The following is a 22,529-nucleotide window of genomic DNA, read 5'->3' as shown; positions in this document are numbered from 1 at the left end:
CAACTGGTATGTATGTTCATGCTGGTGATCGGATCTTTTTGAAAGGTTAATAATTGTTAAACATGGTAAATAAAAGAAGATTCTACAGATCTTCTCAATGATCTGAGTGCAGGTTCCCCGGCTTTAGACAACCTGAATATAAATACAGGTTGTGCATGGAGCAGTTTTGGTATCAATGCATGTAATTCTTCACCAAGTTTCCTGACTTCTTCGTTATACAATTCATCAGTTTCTTCTTCTCCATGGTTTAATCTGGCCAGCATGAATACCAACTGTGAAATTGGCTGGAAAGATACACCTGCCAGGTTTGCCTCTATCCAAATTCGCTCTACAACACTGCCACCCTGCAGAAAGTCTAGCTCTGAATATTCCGGCATCATTACAATTCCAAGGGCCGATGAAGATGCGACGGATTTATTTACTGATCTGGTAAAAGCATTGCCACCCTTAATCTGTCTTAAAAATGTTATTGCTTTGGTATCTCCCGCAATTTTTAATGCGGCTAGTTCAGAATTGCTTGCGCCTAAAGTATAGACGTCAAGTCCGTCTCTTTTTCCGTTTATTTCTTCGGGTGTCCATCTTAACTCATTTGTAAAGGTATCATAATGTCCCCGGGGATGTATAATCCTAAGCATTTCTGCTTTGGCAAGCAGCTCACCTAATTTCTTCATCGTCGAATCCTCTTCAATAATCAGCAGTTCAGCGCCTTTATATGACCGGACTGCGGACTGGATCTTGTTGTAAAAATCTCTCGGTAATGTTTCCCTTACTGACAAACTCCTGTTGGTTACACGGATTTCAAGTCCCCGTTCGAGATGTTTTTTAAGATCAGGGCTTTCCGTATGGCTAAATCTGAGATGGGCGACTATTTTGCTGTTGTTTGTTACAGGAAGGAAGTTATTAGATACGTTTAATCCCATAGCAGCGGCTTTAATCATGATGTTTTCAACTGCAGCACCTATCGCAACATAAGAGCCGAGGTGATTAAAATCTAGCAGTGACCAAGAGAAATGAACATCATGAAATATGAATAACCCTTTATCGGTATAAACAAATTTCCATGGTTGGGCATTACCGCCTGAGGGGGCCATCATAGCGGCTTTTACGATCTCTGTTATTTTGTCATTGGCCAAAATTACCGGTTCTGAGGCCGTATCAAAGTCTTTCAGTGCCTGCAGCATTTCTTCAGCCGATAATTCGGGAGGGCTAATGTATGATTCAGGAAATTGTGAAGTTTCCCCGCCGTCTTTGTCCTTCACCAGCTCATCCATATCTACATAATATCTTCCTGATTCATGGAACTGATCAAGTAAAATACGTCTGCATACATCGGTAGTAAGCGCTCCTCCCAGTACTACTGATGAAGCCAGTTGCGGCCATGTATTGATAGATTGTTCTACTTCCATCATAGAGGCCTTAAGCCTTGTTGAGATGGTCTCAGCACCTACCATCTTAAGAATATATGGTATTTTGTCTTCGTTTGACAGGTCTTTAATATTACTTGGATCAAGCCCGTCTGCCAGGCCGTGCAATATGGGACGGTCAGGTTCCAGATCAAACCTTTCTACATCCAGCATGCCGCGGTCATTGGTATCCATGACTACCGGGATATTCAGCTCGCGCGCTTTAAAACGGCTCTCTATTTTGATATCTATGCCATCGCAAACTTCAATAAACAGATCCAGTTTACCATCGTGGCTGAAAAATTCATCCATGTTTTGTTTATGCAGACCTTCATGAAATAGTTTTATTTTAATAAAAGGGTCAATTTCCATGATTTCCCTGGCAGCAATGATGGTTTTATTTGTTCCCATGTTATGCAGACCCGTCCGCAGGCGGTTAAGATTACTTAATTCTGCTACATCAAAATCAGCCAGTCTCAATTCCCCGCAGATGCGTTCCATCGCTATTGTTAAAGCAATAGACTGGCCTACAGAAAGCCCAACTATACCAATTTTCTTCCCCTTTAACAGCTCTTGTTCCTGTTTGGTGATCTTAAACTGATTCCTGTTCGTCCGAACAGGAACGAACTCCTCCTCATCTAATAAATGGACGAGTCTCCGGCTCCATGGATAATAGACCCATACGCCATATTCTTCTATTTCCTGCCTGTTTAAATGATTGGCGATCCTTTCCCTATATTCGTCATTTTTTATTCTTACTGAAGGATTCTGACTCTTAATCAGCTCCTGCAACTGGCTATAGATCTCATCATGGACAAATGATACCTTTCCCTCGGACAGAAGATTTTCAAGAGCCGCTTTCTCTGCAGAGTTATATATTCTAAAAAAGGAAGGGTTATAAGTGAGTTTGTTCTCTTCAGAGAATGAAAGAAGCTTTTCTTTTAACATTGTGGTTGATAAAATTATTAATTGAAGGATATGTGATAGGAAATTGGGAACCTGTCAAAGGATATCTATTTCATTTTCGTTGATTTTAGTCTTTAAAAAGGTTTTATGCGCCTGTGAAATGGTAGCATTCAAATCCCACTGATCGAGGTTGGGTATCTTGATTTCGTAACGAATAGTAATTTCCTTCCTTCGTAGTATTTCCAGGCGTGTAATGTTTAAGTTTTCACGGATCTTTAAGATTGCATTCTTATCTTCTTCATAAGCCTTGCTCAGCACAGGGACGTCTTTTAATATCATTGTTGTGGCTACAAGATCCAGTTTTGGATAGTAGAATGTACCGTCGTTACCGATGCTTTTTTCTATCTCCATTCCTACCGCAATTCCCGGGGGGATAGTATAAGGTGCACAGAGAGCAAAAAGAGACTCTATGCCGATCTGGAAGGAAATAGCCGCAGCGGCACGGATCAGGAATATAGATCCAATTCCATAACCGGCAATTTCACGTGAATTCCATAAACCGCATAATTCTCCTGTACCAAATTGTGCATGTTTCCAAACCAGGTCAAATATGCCAGAGTCCATATTACCTGTGGCCGCTTCAATAGGGAGTGGTTCGGATCCTCCGGCAACATGCACACGCGCGCCTCCATAAACTTTTTTCCCGTCGAGGGACTCAACAACGATTACAAAAGCTGCGGGGTTGGTTGTCCATCCATTTTTTGAAGACGTGACTTTGGTAACACCAATACTTGTTAAAACATGTGTATGTCCTTCAACAAAAAGAGCGCAGGTTTCTGGGTCGTCAATTGCTCTAAAGGCTCTCAGTCTTACCTCAGGATTTGTTTTGTTTAAACCATCGTCCATTTTATAAGCGTTGAATAGATGATAACATTATGAATTTTTGAATATTACTGCTGGATCTCAACCGGTTCATTTCGTGATTTATAAATTAAAGTTAGCTGTATTATAGGTGCAAAACCAAATTTTTTATTTTGGTAATCAGTTAATTATAATGTTTACAAAAGGTGATCTTCTAAATTTTTAAATATACTATAAAAAATAGTATCAAATTAAGAGTGATATTATATAATGATGAATTAATTTTTGGAATAGGGCTGCTGATTACCTGTGGTACACATTGGAAGTATTAATTTACATTAAATATGTAATCCTGAATTTTTACAGGCTACTCCGTCAGGTTTTATCTGAAATTAATTTTTTAGAACTTATAAAAGCAATATATTTAAAAAAAATCCAAGTATAAACTAATGAATTCCGACATTTCAATTAATGTTCTTTATATAGATGATGAAGTTTATAATCTGAACGCCTTTAAAGCAAGCTTTAGAATGAAATTCAATATTTTCACGGGCGAGTCTGCAGAGCAGGGAATGAAGATCCTGGAGAAGGAGAATATCCACGTGATCATTGCCGACCAGCGTATGCCGGGTATGACAGGTATAGAATTTTTAGAATCTGTTATTCCTGATTATCCTGATCCTATAAGGATTTTATTAACCGGGTATGAGGACATCACAGCGGTAATAGATGCAATTAACAGGGGTGAAGTTTATAAGTATATCCGGAAGCCCTGGAATGACGATAACCTGAGGATAAATATTGAGAAGGCCTTTGAGATCTATTCATTAAGAAAGGAGAACAAGGAGCTGATCGAATCATTGCTGATCGTGAATAAGCAGCTTCAATTCCTGCTGAGGCAGAACCTGCTATAAAAAAATGCAAATGGTTTTCAGCTCCATTTGCATTCCTGTTATCGTTTATGATCGGTTACCTAGAGTTCTTTCCTTAGCCTGGCTACCGGAATATTCATCTGCTCCCTGTATTTGGCAACAGTTCGCCTGGCAATATTGTAACCCTGGTCTTTCAGGATCTCTGTCAGTTTCTCATCGGCAAGAGGCTTACGTTTGTCTTCATTACCAATACAGTCTTCGAGGATTTTCTTCACTTCTTTGTTGGATACTTCTTCGCCGCTCTCCGTTTGAATGGCTTCGGAGAAAAATGATTTTAACAGGAAAGTGCCAAATTCGGTCTGCACATATTTTGAATTCGCTACCCTTGATACTGTTGAAATATCCATGTCAATCTTATCAGCAATATCTTTCAGGATCATCGGGCGCATTTTCCGTTCATCTCCTGTCAGCAGGTACTCGTACTGATATTGCATGATCGCATTCATTGTTTTTAGCAAGGTCTGCTGGCGCTGTTTGATCGCATCAATAAACCATTTCGCTGAATCAAGCTTTTGTTTAACAAATTGTACCGCTTCTTTTAATTTTTTATCTTTTTGTGCGGCTTTATCATAATGCTCAAACATATCAATGTAAGAACGGCTTACTCTCAGCTCCGGCGCATTTTTTGAATTCAGCGTAAGAATCAGGACAGAATCATTGTTAGAGATATGAAAGTCGGGTATAACCTGTAACTGTTTAGTAGTCACCTGGTTTGAATCACCTGGTTTTGGATTCAGTCGAAGAATCTCGGCAATGATCTCTTTCAGGTCTTCACTGTTTAGCCCCAGTGATTTTTCCAGTTTATCATAATGTTTTCTGGTAAATTCATCAAGATAGTTCTCCACTATCATAATGGCCTTTTGTATGATCGGGTTTAGCGGGTCTTTCCGGCGAAGCTGCAGGGTTAAACATTCCTGGAGATCACGGGCGGCGATTCCGGGAGGGTCAAAGCTCTGTATCACTTTCAGCATCTCCAGTACATCTTCTTCCTCAACCATTGCATTTTGTGAAAAGGCAAGATCATCAATCATGGAGGTAACCGGTCTTCTGAGGTATCCGTCATCATCCAGGCTTCCGATAATCTGTTTACCGATAATGAAATCCTGGTCTGACAGTGGTACAAGGTCTAATTGTTCCTGAAGGCTTTCAAAAAAGGTACTCTCAATCGCTATTGGTGTTTCCTTTTTTTCGTCGTCATCGTCATTGTTATTATAGGAGGTGCTGTAATCATTCCCTCCGTCATCCTGTAAATAGTCGTCTACATTAAATTCATCTATATTTTCTTCTTTTGAACCTCCGTCAAAATCTTCGGGAGTATCATTAAGGTCGTCATATTCTCCTTTGGGCTCTTCAGCAATCATTAAGCTTGGGTCTTCAAGCGCTGGATTTTCTTCTAATTCTTCTTTTATACGGGTATCTAGGGAAACAGTAGGGACCTGCAGCAATTTGATAAATTGAATTTGCTGAGGGGATAATTTTTGAAGTAACTTTTGTTGTAAATGTTGTTTAAGCATGTTGTGTAGAAAAGGTATTTTGACCCGTTTCAAAAATAAGCATTTGGTTTAGATATAAACTATACACTTATAGCTATTATTGTAATTGACTCTATTTTTCCGGTAAAAACAACTGTTTTTATAATAAAGTTTATATTTTTATTGATAATAGAGGTAAAGAGATAGTATAATATTTGGGAGGATGTACAAAATGCGGCGTATAGCTTTTGGGAATGAATAGCTTTAAACTTAATATCTTTCTTTAAGTTTATACTATTAAGTGATATTGAACACAAATAAAATTTTTTCATTATGAGTTTCATTAAAGAATTTAAAGAGTTTGCTGTAAAGGGCAATGTAGTAGACCTCGCTGTCGGGGTAATTATCGGAGGGGCATTTGGGAAAATTGTTACTTCTATGGTCAATGATCTGATCATGCCGCCTATCAGTCTGTTAATTGGTGACAAGGGGTTTACCAACCTTTATATTCCACTGAATCAAAAAGTACAGGATTTTGTAGCCGCGAATCCGAATGCTTCCCTTGAGGATGCTAAGAAAGCCGGTCCCGTATTTGCCTGGGGTAATTTCGCAACAGAAGTGATCAACTTTATCATCCTGGCGTTTATTATATTCCTGATGGTAAAAGCTATAAACTCAATGAAACGTAAAGAGGAAGAGGCGCCTAAGGCTGCTCCGGCACCATCAAAAGAAGAAGTATTGCTGGGAGAGATCAGAGATCTGCTGAAGACCAAAACAGTATAATATAAACCGCTGGCTGGATTTCTGATCCAGGGAGCTTAAAGATCATTTGGCTTCGCTGAAAAAAAGGATCTGGTGTTTCAATGCTGTCAGCATTGAAACACCAGATCCTTTTTTTCCAATTAAGAATTCCCCCTTACTGCCAGAATAAGGAAATCCGCCTGACCTCAAACCTCAGCTGCGAATCTAACAGCGATCAGTTCACCTGCCCTGTAACAATCACATAATCGCCAAGATCGGCATATTTATCCCGCTCCTTTGCATCTGCACTGCCCGACGAAAAGCAGGATATATTTGATACGGAGAGTTTAGGTGCATACTTTTTCAGCTGTGCGATCAGCCCGGTTTTCTCATCACTGTGGAACCTGCCATTCACCTGCAGGATCTTTTTACCGGGATACGATTTTGCATACTTTGCGATAGACCAGGCCATAGAAGCATCCCAAAGATTTTGGGTCTGGTAAATCTTCATGCCTCCCATGTCATGCCCTCCAAGGGTCTCTATGAATTTTTCATGATATCTTCCGGTGGCAGTGTCAACAGGAAGGGGAGGAAGGAATGATTTCGAAGCCTCCGGGAAATTTTTAAGTTTGTCCAGTCCTGACATAGAAACCGCATTGCTGTACCGCGTTGCCACATTAGCACCGATGACGTCTGTATGGTTAGTTTTTGCCAGTTCGATCAACGGCCTGTAATCCTTATAATTGTTCCAGGCCTTTGCCTCTTTGATAAAATTCTTTTCAGAGATCATATCCAGAAGATATTCATTGATCACCGGCTGTACATCTGTACTGAACATCTCCATTGACAAGGCTGTGGAAGGGTACAGCTGAATCATCTTTTCCAGGATCTGTGCTTCCAGCAAATGGCTGGTAGAATCATTGTGCTCTTCACCAAACACCAGCACATCTGTTTTTTTTAAATTTTTAACAAGTTCTTCCAGGGTGATATTTTTGCCAGTTTTAGTTTCGAATATCTGATAGGGCTGGCTGGTCTGCTGCGCTGGCAGGGCAAAGGGAAGGAGCAGAAGAATAAGAAGGATGTATCTTTTCATAATATGATTTAAATTAATAACGGCATTGCCAAATTAACGCATATTTTTTCACCGACAAAAAAACGATGTTTACCGCCTTTTTACCGCTGTATGGGCCTGTAGCTATATAGAATTCTGATGATATGCGCTAGTTTAGATGAAAAATTAAGGTAATGGAAACTTATAAAAACTCAAACAACCGTTCAAACAGACTAGGCGGCGGACTGATCCTTTTAGTGATTGGTCTGATATTTTTTTTAAGGAATTTTGGAATAGGAATTCCTCACTGGATATTTAGCTGGCACACAATTTTAATTGCAATCGGATTGCTGATCGGGTACAGACGTAATTTTACCGGTGCGGGATGGATGGTCATGGTAATTATCGGCGGTATTTTTACACTGGAAGATATGGTGGATCTGGACATGTCTAAATATTATTTTGCAGGCGCATTCATTATACTGGGATTATATCTTATCTTAAAACCCACAGGGTTGAACCGGGGGGGTAAATGGAAAAAAAAACCGCTGGATTTCAATCTGGGGGAGAATCCTGACGGGGCAGAAACCTCCGGTGATCAAAACTATTCCAGCCCGGAAAATGACTATATTGATTCTGTAAATGTATTTGGTGGAAGTAAACAACAAATCTTCTCCAAAAATTTTAAAGGCGGGGATGTGGTGTCAGTATTTGGGGGCTGTGACCTGATCTTTACGCAGGCCGACTTTGAAGGAACCATTACTCTGGATGTGATTGCCATATTCGGGGGGGTAAAGATCGTTATCCCGCCAAACTGGATAGTGAAAACTGAACTGACTCCCATATTTGGTGGGGTAGATGACAAAAGGTCCATTGTTCCGCTGGGAGAAGAACCGCATAAAATCATAAAAATAACAGGCATAGCGATATTTGGCGGGGTGGATATCAGAAACTATTAAATAAAAGATCGTGGCCAATAATCCTTTGTTAAGCAAAAGCGTACAAAAAGCAGGAGTAATGCTCTTCGTTGCCTGGATCGTGGCATTCGTCCTGCTTTTTTATTATACGCTCAATTTTAACTGGTATGCCTCGGTGGCAGACAGTTTAATCACCAATACGCTTCTGGCACTTTCCTGTCTTGTAGTTGGCACTATTCTCAGGTTTTACCAGCCCAAACAGGAGATCGTTCTCTTCGTGGTGATACTCGCTATTGTGTTATCCATATCCGTGTCTTTTCTAAGTACATATGCACTCAGTATGATCTTCAGCCGCTATCAGACCTATGTGAGTTTTCTCGATGTGTCAATGCCCTTCAGGTCTATCGTCCTGTTTGTATTCCTGGTCTGGTGTGCATTTGCCAATGTATTATGGTACAAGCTGGAAGAGCAGTCTGAAACCCAGGAGCGCCTGCATACTGCGCAGAGTCTGGCCAAAGAAGCTGAGCTCAATAAACTAAGACACCAGCTGCAGCCCCATTTCCTATTCAACAGTTTAAATTCGGTGTACGCACTGACCATTGTTAATCCTAAAGAGGCGGGTACGATGATCACTAAACTGGCTTCCTTTTTAAGGGGCACGCTGAAGAGGGACGATGAGGTCTGGGTAAGTGTGGCAGAAGAAATGGAATACATTCAGCTGTACCTTGATATTGAAAAAGTAAGGTTTAGCCATCGCCTGAACCTGGACATTCAGATTGATGATGATACACTCGCACTTTGTTTACCGGGTACATTGCTGCAGCCTATTGTAGAAAATGCGATTAAATTCGGACTTTACAATACCTCAAAAGCCATACTGATTTCCGTGAATGTAAAATTGGAGAACAGCATGCTGAAGATCAGTGTACAAAATCCTTATGATCCTGAAATGAAAGCCGCAGGTGGTACAGGATTTGGGTTGACTGCTATCAGAAGAAGATTATATTTGCTCTTTGCTGACAGCGGCCTGCTGCAAACGGCGGCACTGGAAGATAACATCTATTTAACGACCCTTAAAATACCACAGACATATGATCAGAACAATACTTATTGATGATGAACCTTTAGCACGGGATGTGGTTAAACATTATCTGAAAAGTTTTCCTGACATTGAGATTGTTGCGGAATGCAGTGACGGTTTTGAGGGATTAAAGGCCATTACGCAGTTCCGGCCCGATTTTATTTTCCTTGATATCCAGATGCCCAGGATCAACGGGTTCGAGATGCTGGAACTGGTGGAAGATCCGCCTGCAGTAATATTTACAACGGCATTTGATGAGTTTGCGATCAAAGCATTTGAAGTAAACGCGGCAGACTATCTGCTGAAACCCATAGAGCAGGACAGGTTTGACCAGGCAATGCACAAACTTCCCGCACGGTTAAAGCAAACGGCACCTACAGAAGAATTGCTGGAGACGGCCGCAATGAGTCCTGCACAACAGCATAGGGTAGTGGTAAAAACCGGCGGCGTGATCAAGATCATCCCCGTTAATGATATCCACTACTTCGAAGCCGATGATGATCATGTAAAACTCAGCACTACCGAGGGGCACTTCTATAAAAATAAAACGATGAGTTTTTTTGAGAACACACTCAATAGTGAACAGTTTATACGCATCCACCGTTCCTATCTGATCAACCTGGCTCAGGTGAGCAGGATTGAACTGAAGGAGAAAGACAGCTATGTAGTGCTGTTAAAGTCTGATATCTGGCTTCCCGTCAGCAAAACAGGTTACATCAAACTCAAAGCAGCACTTGGAATATAATGATCCGGTGGCTGCACATAAAGAATGGATAAAAAGCGAAACTTTACTGAATCTATTTGCAATTAAGAAAAAATCGCGCTATATTTGCACCTCTTATTTAAAAAAATAATAGTTAAGATATCATACAGTTATGAAAAGAACATTCCAACCTTCGCAAAGAAAGAGAAGAAACAAACACGGCTTCCGCGAAAGAATGGCTACAGCAAACGGTAGAAGAGTATTAGCTTCTCGTCGTGCAAAAGGAAGAAGAAAATTATCAGTGTCTGACGAACGTCGTCACAAAGCATAATTTTGATTGCTGCACTTTAAGTGCCGGCAGATCATTATGTCTGCGAATATGCGATCAAAAACATGAAAACATTTATCAAAGAAGAACGGTTATGCAGCAGGAAATCATTAGACCTGCTATTTAAGAACGGTTCTTCTTTTTTATTGTACCCCTTTCGCCTGTCTTATATATTTGTGCCCGGTAAAAGTGCTTTTCCTGCGCAGGTAGTGATCAATGTATCCAAAAAAAGATTTAAGCGTGCGCATGACAGAAATCTGATCAAACGCAGAACGCGTGAGGCTTATCGGCTTCATAAATCAACAGACCTTTATCCCCTGCTCAACCAGGAGAATCAAACCCTGTTACTTTCTATACAGTTTATTGGCAAAGCGCATTACGACTATGCTTTTTTTGAGAAGAAACTGGCAAATGCCTTTAAAAAGCTAATGTTAACGATAGCAACAAATGGAACTGATTAAACGCATCATCGGCTGGTTCTTTTTAGCACTGATTAAGTTTTATCAGTGGTTTATATCACCGCTGCTCGGTTCAAGCTGCCGATTTACGCCTACCTGTTCACAATATGGCATCGAAGCCATAAAGAAATACGGCCCTTTTAAAGGCGGCTGGCTTACGCTCAAAAGGATTGGCCGCTGTCATCCCTGGGGGGCACACGGACATGACCCCGTTCCCTGAATTTACTTAAAAATATTGCTTCAATGGCTACAATACTTCAAATTGAAACCGCTACATCAACATGTTCTGCTGCAATCTCTCTAAACGGTGAAACCATCGCCCTGAAAGAGCTTAGGGCTCATAATATCCATGCAGGCAGCCTTACCTTATTTATTGAAGAAGTAATGGCCAATGCCGGGATGGCATATGCAGACCTGGATGCGGTTGCAGTAAGTAAAGGCCCCGGATCTTATACAGGTTTACGGATCGGGGTATCTACAGCCAAGGGGATCTGTTTTGCAGTAGAGAAGCCGCTGATCGGAATCAATACCTTACAGATGATGGCCAGGGGTTTTCTTGGTACTGCGGAAAATTATTCAGGTCTGGTTTGCCCGATGATCGATGCCAGGAGAATGGAAGTCTTTACTGCACTCTATGACCAGCATCTTACTGAAGTGTTGCCTGTGAGCGCTAAAATTATCGATGAGTATTCCTACCTGGAGGAGCTGGAAAACCGGGAGATCAGCTTTATCGGTGATGGCGCCATGAAATGCAATGAGTCAATTTTATCGGCAAATGCACATTTTTCTGCCTTGAACTTCAACTCAGCGGCACATATGAGCGGCCTGGCATTTGAGGCCTTTAACAGACAGGATTTTGAAGATACAGCTTATTTTGAACCCTATTATCTCAAAGATTTTGTGATCACCCAGGCAAAAAAGAAAGTCTAATTGTCACTGCCTTTCTTCTGGAAAACCCTGAAGATCCTCTTAAAGAAACTGGTTTCCGTGTCATCTCCCACACCCGGCATATAACTGCTGTTTTGCGGATGTTCAACTACATATCCGAATTTAATAGCCAGTCCCATATAAATTGAAGCTCCGTAATATCCTGTATTGACCGTTGCTTCCTTACGGATGGAGGCCGACTTTAGTAAGTTGTCTGTTCCAAGGAAGAATTCGAAATTGGGAGTCTGGTACATACCCTGCGTGCCCAGCATCCCAAAGCCGTTCATATTGTAAGTAGGAGAAAGGCTTACAGAAAATTCATTGTATTTAAACCTGTTGACAAAAGCTGCATCCCCACCCTGGTAGAAGAGGTTTTTGGAAACGATCAGGCTGGGGGTGTACCAGTTAAATTTCCTGGAGATCATAAAATCGGCTTTGGCATTGGTTGGTGTATAAAAGCTTTTTTGACGGTCTGATCTGACAAACAGATCATTTAACTCATTTTCCAATGTGTTGGTATTGATATAATTTGTATCTATAGGATCAATGGTTTCTCTTCCTACGGTAACTGCACCGTTCACATTGATGGAGTGCGACTCCTTATTCCACCTGATAAAACCCAGATCTTTAACGTTTGCCATAATAAACACCCCGCTTTTGGCGGTATAGGTAGTACCAAAACTCACAGACATACCAGGGTTTTTGAAATTTGGGAAGAAGTTGCTCCTGTCCAGTTCTTTTGCACGCAGGAAATTAGATTTATAGGTTCCCGTCAGCCCGACAGTTAAGTCTTCCGTTTCCGGGTTGATCGTTAAACTGGAATTGGTAATATCTATTTTGTTGTAAGTGATACCGCTCAGTAAACTCAGTTTGACGCCCAGGGCAAGTCTTTTGGTCAGGTTTTCACGGTAGGTTACGCTAAACTGGTGATAGGATTGTCCGAATCCGTTGCTGTTCAGCAGCGAATTCTGTGAGTTTGTAAACCTGTTATAGTCGCCAAAAACTACCAGCGTCTCGTTGGTATAATCCGCAAACGCATCAGAACGTACCTGCCAGGAAAAGCCGAGTTCTTTATTGTATTTATAAGACTGGAACAGTCTGAAGGTCAGCAGGTAAATATTGGAACTCTCAAAGAGCTTGTTCCTGTTATTGTTACCGATCAGGATGTGATCAGTATTGTAGGTGCTGTTGTTGATCAGTTCACTAAGTGTATACTTTGAATCTCCTTTATTGGCGGCGTTCAGGCCAAAATACGGCAGGAAAAAGTTAGAGGCGAACTGGCGCGAGGAGTCGAGAACAAATGCTTTCTGAGCAGGATTTTCAAAAGCATCAAATAATGTCCTGGTATTAAAAAGTCCGTATTGTTGTGCTTTGAGATGCGTAGCAGAAATTAGTAAAACACAGATAAATAAGTATCTTTTTGCCATAGTTTAAAAAGCGTTCTTAAATATGCTGATTTTAATGGTATAAACAGATTATTTGTATATTAAATTTTCATACTATGTAAACACGTCTTGATCAGAATGGTATTATCTGATAATTGATAAGCTATCAGTTACTGCCGGATTTTCCTCCTCAGCTAACGTGTTGATTAAGAGATTAGTCTGAAACGCTCCTTTATCCCCATTGAGCTGATAAATTAATGAGCTGAATTTTCCAAGCCCGTTTTTTGACAGATAATGACGGTAATACGGGGTGTAGATCTGAGATCTGACCAGGTCTTTTGAATTTTTATGGTTCACATAAAAGGTAATACCTGCAACATCTGATATCTGGGAATACAGATTGATATAATCCGCTGTATTTACAAGCAGATCATTCTTTCTGTAAGATTGCAGGAATGCCTGAAGGGTTCCCGGCTGGCCTGCAAAAATCATGTAGTTATCAATAATAGTATAATAGGGTTTACCGAACTTTTTTAGCGGCTCACCAAAATAGCAATACAGCAGTCCGGGCACTTTGAGGAGCTTAATATCCTGATCATAGTCTTCACTGATATCAATTAAGAGCTGTTTTACTTTATCGCCATTGCTCAGGTTAATGGCACCGAGGCTGGCTGCCGATTTGAGCTGGAAGGTGATCAGCTGGTCTTTGAAGTACCTGGGAAAGATCTCTTCTGCATTCAGGTGGTAGGTCTTATCGGTTCCTGCTATAGTTGCCTTTACTTTACGGCCTTCCTCATGCAGGTCAAACCAGCTGTTCAGGGATTTTCTCCAGTTCTCATAATCGGGGATAGCATACAGCCGGAAGTTAGCCGTGTTTTCCGGCAGCAGATTGTCAATGCTGTTCTTTCTGGGAGTGGTGCCGGCAAACAGGTTCAGGTAATTGCCTGTTCCGTTGAGGCGGGTATTCCCGCTGAAAAAGAGTCTTTCCCTGCTGAAGTTATAATTCAGTGCAGCAAATGAGTTCTGCTGGTTGAAGATGCTGAGGTTCCCGTTTAAGTTACCCGGCAAGATGGATCTGATCAGGGCAGGTACCTTATTGAAATCTATAAAAAGATTACCTACGCTGTTTTTGCTGAGTTTATTGTTTGATTTGATATAGCTGATAAACTCATGGGGGCCTTTTAAAGGGTTTACTGTAAGCGCAGATTTAATCAGCTCCTGCTGATTGGATAAAAGAACAAGGTTCTTTTCCATGGCCATATAAAAGACGGTACTGTCATTCAGCGTAAGTTTCATCATCCCCCCGGCCTGGGTTATTTTAATCCCTTCAGATTGCAGTGCGCTGCTTAACAATGGCTTTTCTTTTTCATCGTTCAGCTGTGTACTGATCAGATAGTCTGTGTCTTTATTTTTTCCTCCTGAGAAGCTAATAAATACATCCCTGCCTGTGATCAGGTTATTGACAGACGAATTGGAAATAACCAGGTCCTTCAGCAGGCTCAGCCGGCTGAATTTATCCGCTCCCAGCAGCTTTTCGAACAAATCCTGCCCTTTTAAGATCTCAAATATGCTCCGGTCATTGTGAACGCAGAATACCAGACCCGAATTTGCAGTTGCTGCATACAGGCTGATCTCGTTATAAGTGCTTTCCCGGTTGAGCCTTGAAAAGTACAAATAGGCCATGCCCGTCATAGCAAGCACCAATATCATTAAAGTGAGGTATATCCGTTTCATCTGTATTCACGCAAATTTAATTTAATAGTTGGATTACTAAGAAAATGCAAAGAGGTTTATTAATTTTGCAGCAGCAGAAAAACGCTAAACTTAATGAATAGACGAATAATTTTAACTGCTTCTTTTTTTGGTGCAGTGGCAGTGATACTTGGCGCTTTCGGGGCCCATGGTTTAAAAAATATTCTCTCTGCTGATCAAATGGATATCTGGACCAAAGGAATTGAATATCAGTTTTATCATACTTTCGCGTTACTTTTCCTGTCTACTTTTGCACGTTTCAGAACAAAACTGGTAGACTTTTCTTATTTTTGCTTTACCATAGGGATCGTACTTTTCTCAGGATCACTTTACCTTTTGGCAACCAGGGATATCACGCATATCGGATTTGTAAATATTATAGGTCCTGTAACCCCTTTCGGAGGACTGCTTCTTATTTTAGGCTGGGTGATCCTCTTTTTTGCCGCCTTAAAGAACAGATAAATGCAGGAAAATATTGATATGGATTTTGCGGAACGGGATACACTGTTCATCGAGGTAATCCTGCCGCTGTCTCTCTCGAAAAATTATATCTATCGCATACCCTTCCATCTAAACGAACATACCGCTGTCGGCAAAAGGGTGATCGTTCAGTTTGGCAAGAACAAGATCTATACCGCACTGATCAAAAGTATCAGCCAGACCGCACCGGAATTATATCCGGCTAAGTATATTATTGATGTGATTGATGAACATCCCCTGGTTAATCAGCTGCAATTGCAGTTTTGGGACTGGATGATAGCCTATTATCTCTGTAATGAAGGGGATGTGATGTCTGCCGCCCTGCCCGCCGGTTTAAAACTGGCAAGTGAAACGATCATCATCCTGCGTGAGGAAATCAGCTATGATGAACTTGCAGTTACAGAGAAAGAAGCTATACTGATCGCTGCACTCGAAAAGCAGAAGCGGCTAACTGTAGACCAGATATCGGCCCTGCTGGGACAGAAGACGGTATTCCCTCTGATCAGGTCTTTGCTGGACAAGGAGATCGTCCATATTGCCGAAGAGGTGGTAGAAAAATATAAGCCTTTATTAAAATCATATATCAGCTTAAATCCTTTTTATAAGGAAGAAGATAATTTCCGGCAATTATTTGAAGTACTGGAACGCGCACCCAAACAGCTGGACGCCCTATTGGCCTATATCAAACTTTCCAAATCCGGAGGGGAGATATCCAGACAGCAGCTGCTGGAGGAGAGCAATTGCGGACCGGGGGCACTGAAATCTTTACTGGACAAAGAAATTTTCAGTCTCCATAAAAAGGCCGTCAGCCGTTTGCAGGACGAGAATGATGACCTGATCCTAAATTTTAAGCTCAGCGATGCGCAAAGTGTTGCACTCGCGAATATACAGACAGCGTTTCAGTCGAAGGATGTGGTACTGCTGCACGGAATAACCGCTTCAGGCAAAACACAGGTTTATATCAAACTCATTGAAGAGGCCATTGCCAGCGGCGGACAAGTCCTGTTCCTGCTCCCGGAAATTGCACTGACCACACAGATCGTGGAAAGGATTAAACGTTATTTTGGCGACGCAATAGGGGTATATCACTCTAAATTCAACGACAATGAACGGGTGGAGATCTGGAACCATGTACTGAGCGGAAAATACAGGATCGTACTTGGTGCACGGTCATCTGTTTTTCTGCCTTTCAATGCGCTTAAACTGATCGTCGTTGATGAAGAACATGAATCATCCTACAAACAGAATGAGCCTGCACCAAGGTACCAGGCCAGGGATGCTGCTGTTTACCTGGCGCATCTTCACCAGGCGAAAATTGTACTGGGCTCTGCCACACCTTCCATAGAAAGTTATTACAATGCCTTAAATGATAAATATGGTTTGGTTTCGCTCAATGAGAGGTTTGGAGGCGTAGAGCTTCCCCTGCAGCAGGTGGTGAGCATCTCTGAGGAAACAAAGAGAAAAAAAATGGTCTCTTATTTCTCCAGTGTACTGATAGATGATATTGCTGCAACGCTGGAAAAAAAAGAACAGGTGATCCTGTTCCAGAACAGGAGGGGATATGCCACCATTCTGATCTGCAAGACCTGCGGTTTTGCACCTAAATGTGTGAACTGCGATGTAAGCCTGACTTTTCATAAAAGCAGCGGCAAACTGCACTGTCATTATTGCGGTTACCATGAGAGCAGCATGAATATCTGCCCGGCCTGTGGTTCGGTGCATATTGAGCAGAAAGGTTTTGGAACCGAACGTGTGGAAGAGGAGCTGAGCCTGATCTTCCCTGACGTAAAGATTGCCAGGCTGGATGTGGACAGTACCAGAACAAAGAACAGTCTGCAAAAGATCATTGGCGATTTCCAGGAGAAAAAGACCGACATCCTGATCGGCACGCAGATGGTAGCCAAAGGGCTGGACTTTGATAACGTGACACTGATTGGAGTCATCAATGCAGATACACTGCTGAATTATCCTGATTTCAGGGCTTTCGAGCGCAGCTATCAGTTACTGGCACAGGTGGCAGGCAGGGCAGGCCGGCGCGATAAGCAGGGCAAGGTCTGCATTCAGGCCTATGATGATAACCACCGTATTATTAAACAGGTGGTAGAGAACAATTATACCGAGATGTATAACGACGAGATTGAAGAGCGTAAACAGTTTCATTATCCGCCGTTCACCAGGCTTATTTTTATCAACGTAAAACATAAGGATTCAAACCTGTTAAACGCCGCCTCCCTGCATTTCGCTTCATTGCTGAGGGCACAGCTGGGGAGCCGTGTGCTGGGGCCAGAGCAGCCCCTGGTATCGAGGATCAGGAACTACTATATCAAACAACTGATCATCAAATCGGATAAATCTGATGCCATCCAAAAGGTGAAAGCTGTGATCAGACAAACCATTACTGATTTTAACGGTGACAAGGCATACAAGGGCGTGATCATCCAGATCGATGTGGATCCGTATTAGTTTTTGTTTGTCAGTTGGATCTGTATGCCAATCGATAGAGGATTAAGCAGAAATTCCCCTCTGTTAAATTTAATCTGCTTTCCTGATGCGGTGATATCCTGTGCAGTGACATCCTGGCGGACATAGGCATAGTAAAATTCAATGCCGCTTTCTATGAAAATGGAAATGTACTCAACCGGGTGGATCTTTAACCCTATAGCGGAGGCAGCGGTACCGCCGCTTTTGGTATCCTCAAGATCATGTACAGAAGCGATGCTCCGCTGGTTATTGATGGTATTGACCAATCCTTTGAACCGGTTATATCGATATCCCATATCCAATGCAAAATACGGCTGCAGGCGTGAATAGCTAAAGTTTTTCTCAAAACCTACCTTAAAGGCATAGTCTTTTAACCTTCCGCGGGCAAGGTCACAGTTGATACAATTGTTATCGAAAGATAATGCCTTATCGATGAAATTTCCGCTGATCCTGTAGCTGAACTCGTTATCGTTAAATTTGATCATACCGCCGTTCAATGTAGTATTCAGGTATCTTTCTGATTCCTGGTTGAATATTTTGGGCACTCGTATGGCTGCGAATCCTCTGGCCGCAATGGAATACCGGTAGTTACCGTTGATTTGTGAAAATGAAATAATCGGCACAAAAAAACAGGGTAAACAAAAAAGTAAAATTAATCTCATACGAAGAATAGATTGTGTGATGTCAACCCAAAAATATATCATATTTCCTGACCCCATTAAAAACCTTCAATACAATTTTTTTTTGTTTTCAGAGGTAATTCTGCTACGTATCTTTAAATAAAGTTGCTTGTTTCGTTTGTGAAATGATAAGCCAAATTAATCTGTTTTAGGAGACACTCAAGACAGTGATTTCATGCGTCTTACAGTGCAGATCGAATTTACCCGAATAAAAACAATAGATTTTTGCAGGCAAAGAAGTATTTTTGAGATGCAATGGCATATAAATTTGTAGACAATTACCGGGAAAGAGGGGCGCGTAAAAAGCTGGTTGAGCATCTTGCGTCAAGAGGGATTACAGATCAGCGTGTTCTGAAAGCAATTGGAAAGGTGCCGCGGCATTTCTTTTTTGATGAAACCTTCTGGAACCAGGCCTATAAAGATATTGCCTTCCCGATTGGCGACGGACAAACCATATCCCAGCCTTATACCGTGTCCTATCAAAGCGAGTTGCTGCACATTAACAAGGGTGATAAGGTGCTGGAGATCGGCACGGGTTCCGGTTACCAGACCTGCATCCTGATGGAACTTGGGGCAGACGTGTATACGATTGAAAGACAGGAGAGCATTTACAGGCATACCATCAGGGTATTGCCCGGAATGGGTTATCCTGCGAATTTCTTTTTTGGTGATGGCTCAATGGGGATTGCTGCCCATGCACCATACGATAAGATCATTGTTACTGCCGGGGCGCCCTTTGTTCCTGAAATTCTGCTGAAACAGCTTAAGGTTGGAGGAATACTTGTTATTCCTGTGGGTGACGAACATTCACAGACCATGGTTACCGTGATCCGTATCAATGACACTGAGTTTGAGAAATTTGAACTGGATACCTTCAGGTTTGTTCCCCTGGTTGGAGACCAGGCCTGGTAGCAGTTAAACTTTCAGTGCCCGGTCCATCTCGCGTTTGGATTCACGGTCTTTGATACTGTCTCTTTTGTCAAATTCTTTCTTTCCCTGAGCCAGTGCAATCTCGATTTTGGCATATCCCCTGTCATTGGTGAAGATGCGCAGGGGTACTATGGTATAGCCTTTTTCCTCACTTCTGAATTTCAATTTTTTCAATTCCTTTTTCTGAAGCAGCAGCACCCTGTCCCGCTTGATGTCGTGATGGTGAAAGGAACTGTGGCTGTATTCTGAAATGTGAAGGTTTCTTACGTATAGGATATTGCCGATAAACATGCAGAAGGCATCGGTCATGTTGGCCTTTCCCTGTCTGATCGCTTTGATTTCGGTACCCAGTAATGCCAGTCCGGCATCATATTTCTCAATAATATTATAGTCGAAGTATGCTCTTTTATTTTTTATTTGAATATCGTTCTTCATAGAATTAACAAATATCGTCTTTTCCTACCTCACTACCAATACAGGAATAGTAACTTTATGCCGTACAGACTCAACAGTAGTGCCAAAGATCAGGTCTTTTAATCCTTTATGTCCGTGCGCACCCATCACCAGTAATTCAAGTTTGCTGCTTTTGCTGATTTCTGCGATAGCACCTGCGGCACTTCCAAAACCGATGTGCGGTATGGCATGGTAACCAAGACTGGCGAGATTCTCACAATATTTGTCGAGGTTGCCGGCATCACTCAGTGTTTCATGGTCCATTGTCGCCTGCCCATGGTAACGTGCGGCCGCGGTTTCCACAATATGGATCAAATGGTAATCTGTGGTTTTTCCGCCCTGTATCAGCGCATGCCTGATCGTATTGCGGTCATTCTTTGAAAAATCAACCGTGATGCCAATTGTTGTATAGCTGATTTTTTCCACGCTCTCTATTGCCAGTGCATTTCCATGGGGAACATTGTTCCTCACCTTACTCCTGGTAAACAGAGGATAGATAAAAACGTACAGCAGCATCAGTCCTATGAGAATGGCCAGGGGAACGATCAGAAAGTAAATGTACCATCCGTCCGAAGCTTTAGCCCAGCCTGTAATCTCTTCGATAACCAGCTTGATATTCAGCAGCACGATCACACCGGCACTCAGCCAGGCCAGTATCTTTACCCAGAGTTTTATCGCAAAGCCTTTCATTTCTTTTTTATCAGAAGTGAAATGTATCAGGGGGATGACCGCAAAACCCAGTTGTAAACTGAGTACTACCTGACTCAGGATCAGCAATCCGCTCAGTGCGTCGTCGCCAAAATAGAGGATAGTGAAAAATGCAGGTATGATGGCCAGCAGGCGGGTAATCAGCCTGCGCAGCCAGGGTTGTATCCTCAGGTTGATGTGGCCCTCCATGATGATCTGTCCGGCCAGCGTGCCTGTCACTGTAGAGCTTTGCCCGGCGGCAATCAGTGCCAGTGCAAAAAGAGTAGGGGCAACACCACCAAAGATATGCCCGAGTAATTTATAGGCGTCCTGTATCTCGGCAACTTCATGCAGCCCGTTTTTAAAAAAAGCAGCAGCGGCAAGGATCAATATGGCGGCATTGACAAAGAATGCCAGGTTGAGTGCTACAGCAGTATCAATAAAATTAAATTTTATTGCTTCCTTAATGCCCTTCTCGTCTCTTTCGAATTTCCTGGTTTGTACCAATGAAGAGTGCAGGTAGAGATTATGGGGCATTACCGTAGCACCAATGATTCCTATGGCAATATATAAAGCCTGTCCGGAGAGGACAGATGGCTTAAGCCCCCCGATAATTTCCTTTATGGATGGTTCTACAATGAACATCTCTACTAAAAAGGAAAAACCTACGATGAATACCATGGATACAATAAAGATCTCCATTTTCCGCATGCCCTTATTCATGAGGAATAACAGCAGGACTGTATCAAAGATGGTAATGCTGATTCCCCAGATCAATGGCAGGCCAAAGAGCAGGTTCAAGCCAATTGCCATTCCAATGATCTCGGCAAGGTCGCATGCTACAATTGCAGTTTGCGCCAGAGCAAACAGCGGGATATTGGCCCATTTGGGATAGGCATTTCTTGAGGCCTGCGCCAGGTCCAGCCCGCGCACGATACCAAGACGGGCGCTGAGCGACTGTAACAGGAGGGCAATCAGGTTTGACATCAGCAGGATCCAGATCAGCTGGTACCCGAATTTACTTCCCCCGGCCAGATCGGTAGCCCAGTTTCCCGGATCCATATAACCCACGCTCACCAGATAGGCAGGGCCGATGAATGATAATATCCTTCGCCATCCGGTACGTTTGCTCGTATTCACACTCTGATGTACTTCACTTAATGATTCTGAGTTTTTCATTATATATTTCTGGCGCTTTATTTATAATTGATGAGGATATGCTGTGTCACTTCCCGGCTGACATTGATCTTTCTGCCGTCTACCAGCAGCTCAACAGATCCGTCATAATCAGCTATCTCTTTGATTTCGATGATGATACCTATGGTCAGGCCAAGTCTTTCCAGGTGCTTTAAAAATGCAGATGAGTATTCACTTACGCCAATAATCACCCCTTTGTTCCCACATGACATTTCATGAAGGTGGATATTCTGGACAGGTTCAAAAAATCCGTTCTGATCCGGAATGAGATCACCATGCGGGTCTCTTTTTGGAAAACCAAGGAATTCATCCAGGCGTTCAACCAATAGTGCAGAATTGATATGTTCAAGTTCTTCGGCAATATCGTGTACCTCGTCCCATTTAAACTTTAGTTTTTCTACCAGGAAAACCTCCCAGAGACGGTGTTTTCTTACAATACCAACGGCAGTTGTTTTTCCTTTTTCTGTCAGCGTTACTCCCTGGTATTTGATATAATCAATCAGTTGTTTATCAGAAAGCTTCTTCAGCATGTCTGTAACCGATGCTGGCCTGGTTTTCATCCCATCTGCAATAGCATTGGTCTGTACCGGGCTGGCAGTAAACTGTGATAAATGATAAATTGTTTTGAGGTAGTTTTCTTCGGTAAAAGAATGCATTGTACAAGCCTAATTGTATGTTTAGACAAATCTAAAATTTTTTTTATA

At 42.1% G+C, this 22,529-nt stretch carries 22 protein-coding genes; 12 read left to right on the top strand and 10 right to left on the bottom strand.

The genetic code is table 11. The features are described from left to right. Nucleotides 1-56 precede the first annotated feature (56 nt). Both BLW16_RS01470 and BLW16_RS01465 read right to left on the bottom strand, forming a co-directional pair. A complete protein-coding gene (locus BLW16_RS01470; RefSeq protein ID WP_090554454.1) occupies nucleotides 57-2,351 on the bottom strand; it encodes an Rv1355c family protein in 2,295 nt (764 codons plus the stop codon). A gap of 54 nt (nucleotides 2,352-2,405) precedes the next feature. Next, the gene (locus BLW16_RS01465) at nucleotides 2,406-3,215 is read right to left on the bottom strand and encodes a hypothetical protein (protein WP_090554452.1); all 810 of its coding nucleotides are present in this window, start codon (nucleotides 3,213-3,215) and stop codon (nucleotides 2,406-2,408) included. Nucleotides 3,216-3,619: 404 nt separating this feature from the next. Between BLW16_RS01465 and BLW16_RS01460 the strand changes: the two genes are divergently transcribed. Next, complete coding sequence (locus BLW16_RS01460; RefSeq protein WP_090554450.1) at nucleotides 3,620-4,084, top strand: response regulator; 465 nt, start codon at nucleotides 3,620-3,622, stop codon at nucleotides 4,082-4,084. A gap of 59 nt (nucleotides 4,085-4,143) precedes the next feature. Here the strand turns inward: BLW16_RS01460 and rpoN are convergent, their stop codons facing one another. Continuing rightward, complete coding sequence (gene rpoN / locus BLW16_RS01455) at nucleotides 4,144-5,616, bottom strand: RNA polymerase factor sigma-54 (protein WP_090554448.1); 1,473 nt, start codon at nucleotides 5,614-5,616, stop codon at nucleotides 4,144-4,146. A gap of 291 nt (nucleotides 5,617-5,907) precedes the next feature. Between rpoN and mscL the strand changes: the two genes are divergently transcribed. Then, nucleotides 5,908-6,357: a large conductance mechanosensitive channel protein MscL gene (gene mscL / locus BLW16_RS01445; protein ID WP_090554445.1), complete on the top strand. Its 450-nt coding sequence runs from the start codon at nucleotides 5,908-5,910 to the stop codon at nucleotides 6,355-6,357. A gap of 193 nt (nucleotides 6,358-6,550) precedes the next feature. On the opposite strand, the gene BLW16_RS01440 is transcribed toward mscL, so the two are convergent. After that, entirely contained in the window at nucleotides 6,551-7,408 is an 858-nt protein-coding gene (locus BLW16_RS01440; RefSeq protein ID WP_090554443.1) for a ChaN family lipoprotein, read from the bottom strand. A gap of 152 nt (nucleotides 7,409-7,560) precedes the next feature. Between BLW16_RS01440 and BLW16_RS01435 the strand changes: the two genes are divergently transcribed. From BLW16_RS01435 to tsaB, 7 genes are all read left to right on the top strand, one after another. Further along, nucleotides 7,561-8,325, top strand: a complete 765-nt coding sequence (locus tag BLW16_RS01435) for a LiaF transmembrane domain-containing protein (RefSeq protein ID WP_090554441.1) — start codon at nucleotides 7,561-7,563, stop codon at nucleotides 8,323-8,325. A gap of 10 nt (nucleotides 8,326-8,335) precedes the next feature. Beyond that, complete coding sequence (locus BLW16_RS01430; protein ID WP_245735098.1) at nucleotides 8,336-9,397, top strand: sensor histidine kinase; 1,062 nt, start codon at nucleotides 8,336-8,338, stop codon at nucleotides 9,395-9,397. Then, on the top strand, nucleotides 9,375-10,109 hold the full coding sequence (locus tag BLW16_RS01425; protein ID WP_090554437.1) for a LytR/AlgR family response regulator transcription factor: 735 nt from the start codon (nucleotides 9,375-9,377) through the stop codon (nucleotides 10,107-10,109). The genes BLW16_RS01430 and BLW16_RS01425 overlap by 23 nt, the downstream gene beginning before the upstream one ends. 130 nt (nucleotides 10,110-10,239) lie before the next feature. Continuing rightward, nucleotides 10,240-10,398: a 50S ribosomal protein L34 gene (rpmH, locus tag BLW16_RS01420; RefSeq protein ID WP_083251894.1), complete on the top strand. Its 159-nt coding sequence runs from the start codon at nucleotides 10,240-10,242 to the stop codon at nucleotides 10,396-10,398. A 62-nt stretch (nucleotides 10,399-10,460) separates the two neighbouring features. Next, nucleotides 10,461-10,856: a ribonuclease P protein component gene (locus BLW16_RS01415; protein WP_090555169.1), complete on the top strand. Its 396-nt coding sequence runs from the start codon at nucleotides 10,461-10,463 to the stop codon at nucleotides 10,854-10,856. Then, on the top strand, nucleotides 10,843-11,073 hold the full coding sequence (yidD, locus tag BLW16_RS01410) for a membrane protein insertion efficiency factor YidD (RefSeq protein ID WP_090554436.1): 231 nt from the start codon (nucleotides 10,843-10,845) through the stop codon (nucleotides 11,071-11,073). Before BLW16_RS01415 ends, yidD begins: the two co-directional genes overlap by 14 nt. A 23-nt stretch (nucleotides 11,074-11,096) precedes the next feature. Continuing rightward, the gene (gene tsaB, locus BLW16_RS01405; RefSeq protein ID WP_090554434.1) at nucleotides 11,097-11,783 is read left to right on the top strand and encodes a tRNA (adenosine(37)-N6)-threonylcarbamoyltransferase complex dimerization subunit type 1 TsaB; all 687 of its coding nucleotides are present in this window, start codon (nucleotides 11,097-11,099) and stop codon (nucleotides 11,781-11,783) included. Here the strand turns inward: tsaB and BLW16_RS01400 are convergent. Together BLW16_RS01400 and BLW16_RS01395 are read right to left on the bottom strand one after the other, a co-directional pair. Further along, nucleotides 11,780-13,207 (bottom strand): DUF5723 family protein, encoded by a 1,428-nt coding sequence (locus tag BLW16_RS01400; RefSeq protein WP_090554432.1) that lies wholly within the window; start codon nucleotides 13,205-13,207, stop codon nucleotides 11,780-11,782. The genes tsaB and BLW16_RS01400 overlap by 4 nt on opposite strands. A 102-nt stretch (nucleotides 13,208-13,309) precedes the next feature. Next, nucleotides 13,310-14,899, bottom strand: a complete 1,590-nt coding sequence (locus tag BLW16_RS01395) for a hypothetical protein (RefSeq protein WP_139298234.1) — start codon at nucleotides 14,897-14,899, stop codon at nucleotides 13,310-13,312. A 93-nt stretch (nucleotides 14,900-14,992) separates the two neighbouring features. Between BLW16_RS01395 and BLW16_RS01390 the strand changes: the two genes are divergently transcribed. Continuing rightward, nucleotides 14,993-15,379: a DUF423 domain-containing protein gene (locus BLW16_RS01390; RefSeq protein WP_090554429.1), complete on the top strand. Its 387-nt coding sequence runs from the start codon at nucleotides 14,993-14,995 to the stop codon at nucleotides 15,377-15,379. Beyond that, on the top strand, nucleotides 15,380-17,860 hold the full coding sequence (gene priA / locus BLW16_RS01385; RefSeq protein ID WP_090554427.1) for a replication restart helicase PriA: 2,481 nt from the start codon (nucleotides 15,380-15,382) through the stop codon (nucleotides 17,858-17,860). On the opposite strand, the gene BLW16_RS01380 is transcribed toward priA, so the two are convergent. Next, nucleotides 17,857-18,501: a hypothetical protein gene (locus BLW16_RS01380; RefSeq protein ID WP_090554425.1), complete on the bottom strand. Its 645-nt coding sequence runs from the start codon at nucleotides 18,499-18,501 to the stop codon at nucleotides 17,857-17,859. The genes priA and BLW16_RS01380 overlap by 4 nt on opposite strands. Nucleotides 18,502-18,813: 312 nt before the next feature. Here BLW16_RS01380 and BLW16_RS01375 point away from each other — a divergent pair, with 312 nt between their 5' ends. Further along, entirely contained in the window at nucleotides 18,814-19,470 is a 657-nt protein-coding gene (locus tag BLW16_RS01375) for a protein-L-isoaspartate(D-aspartate) O-methyltransferase (RefSeq protein WP_090554424.1), read from the top strand. Nucleotides 19,471-19,473: 3 nt separating this feature from the next. Here BLW16_RS01375 and smpB read toward each other — a convergent pair whose 3' ends face one another. Genes smpB through BLW16_RS01360 form a run of 3 tightly spaced genes read right to left on the bottom strand, consistent with a single transcriptional unit; the run spans nucleotide 19,474 to nucleotide 22,481 of the window. Further along, a complete protein-coding gene (gene smpB / locus BLW16_RS01370) occupies nucleotides 19,474-19,923 on the bottom strand; it encodes an SsrA-binding protein SmpB (RefSeq protein ID WP_090554422.1) in 450 nt (149 codons plus the stop codon). Nucleotides 19,924-19,947: 24 nt separating this feature from the next. Further along, nucleotides 19,948-21,807: an Nramp family divalent metal transporter gene (locus BLW16_RS01365; RefSeq protein ID WP_090554420.1), complete on the bottom strand. Its 1,860-nt coding sequence runs from the start codon at nucleotides 21,805-21,807 to the stop codon at nucleotides 19,948-19,950. Between the two features lie 17 nt (nucleotides 21,808-21,824). Next, entirely contained in the window at nucleotides 21,825-22,481 is a 657-nt protein-coding gene (locus BLW16_RS01360) for a metal-dependent transcriptional regulator (protein ID WP_090554419.1), read from the bottom strand. Nucleotides 22,482-22,529: the final 48 nt, after the last annotated feature.

The organism is Pedobacter hartonius (assembly GCF_900107535.1).
In the GTDB taxonomy this organism is placed as follows: domain Bacteria; phylum Bacteroidota; class Bacteroidia; order Sphingobacteriales; family Sphingobacteriaceae; genus Pedobacter; species Pedobacter hartonius.
This window is presented reverse-complemented; position numbering and strand designations above follow the sequence as displayed.

Excerpts from the sequence above, each read along its gene's own strand:
- BLW16_RS01470 (WP_090554454.1), bottom strand. The coding sequence starts at position 2,351 with ATGTTAAAAGAAAAGCTTCTTTCATTCTCTGAAGAGAACAAACTCACT.
- BLW16_RS01465 (WP_090554452.1), bottom strand. The coding sequence starts at position 3,215 with ATGGACGATGGTTTAAACAAAACAAATCCTGAGGTAAGACTGAGAGCC.
- BLW16_RS01460 (WP_090554450.1), top strand. The coding sequence starts at position 3,620 with ATGAATTCCGACATTTCAATTAATGTTCTTTATATAGATGATGAAGTT.
- rpoN (WP_090554448.1), bottom strand. The coding sequence starts at position 5,616 with ATGCTTAAACAACATTTACAACAAAAGTTACTTCAAAAATTATCCCCT.
- mscL (WP_090554445.1), top strand. The coding sequence starts at position 5,908 with ATGAGTTTCATTAAAGAATTTAAAGAGTTTGCTGTAAAGGGCAATGTA.
- BLW16_RS01440 (WP_090554443.1), bottom strand. The coding sequence starts at position 7,408 with ATGAAAAGATACATCCTTCTTATTCTTCTGCTCCTTCCCTTTGCCCTG.
- BLW16_RS01435 (WP_090554441.1), top strand. The coding sequence starts at position 7,561 with ATGGAAACTTATAAAAACTCAAACAACCGTTCAAACAGACTAGGCGGC.
- BLW16_RS01425 (WP_090554437.1), top strand. The coding sequence starts at position 9,375 with ATGATCAGAACAATACTTATTGATGATGAACCTTTAGCACGGGATGTG.
- rpmH (WP_083251894.1), top strand. The coding sequence starts at position 10,240 with ATGAAAAGAACATTCCAACCTTCGCAAAGAAAGAGAAGAAACAAACAC.
- BLW16_RS01415 (WP_090555169.1), top strand. The coding sequence starts at position 10,461 with ATGAAAACATTTATCAAAGAAGAACGGTTATGCAGCAGGAAATCATTA.
- yidD (WP_090554436.1), top strand. The coding sequence starts at position 10,843 with ATGGAACTGATTAAACGCATCATCGGCTGGTTCTTTTTAGCACTGATT.
- tsaB (WP_090554434.1), top strand. The coding sequence starts at position 11,097 with ATGGCTACAATACTTCAAATTGAAACCGCTACATCAACATGTTCTGCT.
- BLW16_RS01400 (WP_090554432.1), bottom strand. The coding sequence starts at position 13,207 with ATGGCAAAAAGATACTTATTTATCTGTGTTTTACTAATTTCTGCTACG.
- BLW16_RS01395 (WP_139298234.1), bottom strand. The coding sequence starts at position 14,899 with ATGAAACGGATATACCTCACTTTAATGATATTGGTGCTTGCTATGACG.
- BLW16_RS01390 (WP_090554429.1), top strand. The coding sequence starts at position 14,993 with ATGAATAGACGAATAATTTTAACTGCTTCTTTTTTTGGTGCAGTGGCA.
- priA (WP_090554427.1), top strand. The coding sequence starts at position 15,380 with ATGCAGGAAAATATTGATATGGATTTTGCGGAACGGGATACACTGTTC.
- BLW16_RS01375 (WP_090554424.1), top strand. The coding sequence starts at position 18,814 with ATGGCATATAAATTTGTAGACAATTACCGGGAAAGAGGGGCGCGTAAA.
- smpB (WP_090554422.1), bottom strand. The coding sequence starts at position 19,923 with ATGAAGAACGATATTCAAATAAAAAATAAAAGAGCATACTTCGACTAT.
- BLW16_RS01365 (WP_090554420.1), bottom strand. The coding sequence starts at position 21,807 with ATGAAAAACTCAGAATCATTAAGTGAAGTACATCAGAGTGTGAATACG.
- BLW16_RS01360 (WP_090554419.1), bottom strand. The coding sequence starts at position 22,481 with ATGCATTCTTTTACCGAAGAAAACTACCTCAAAACAATTTATCATTTA.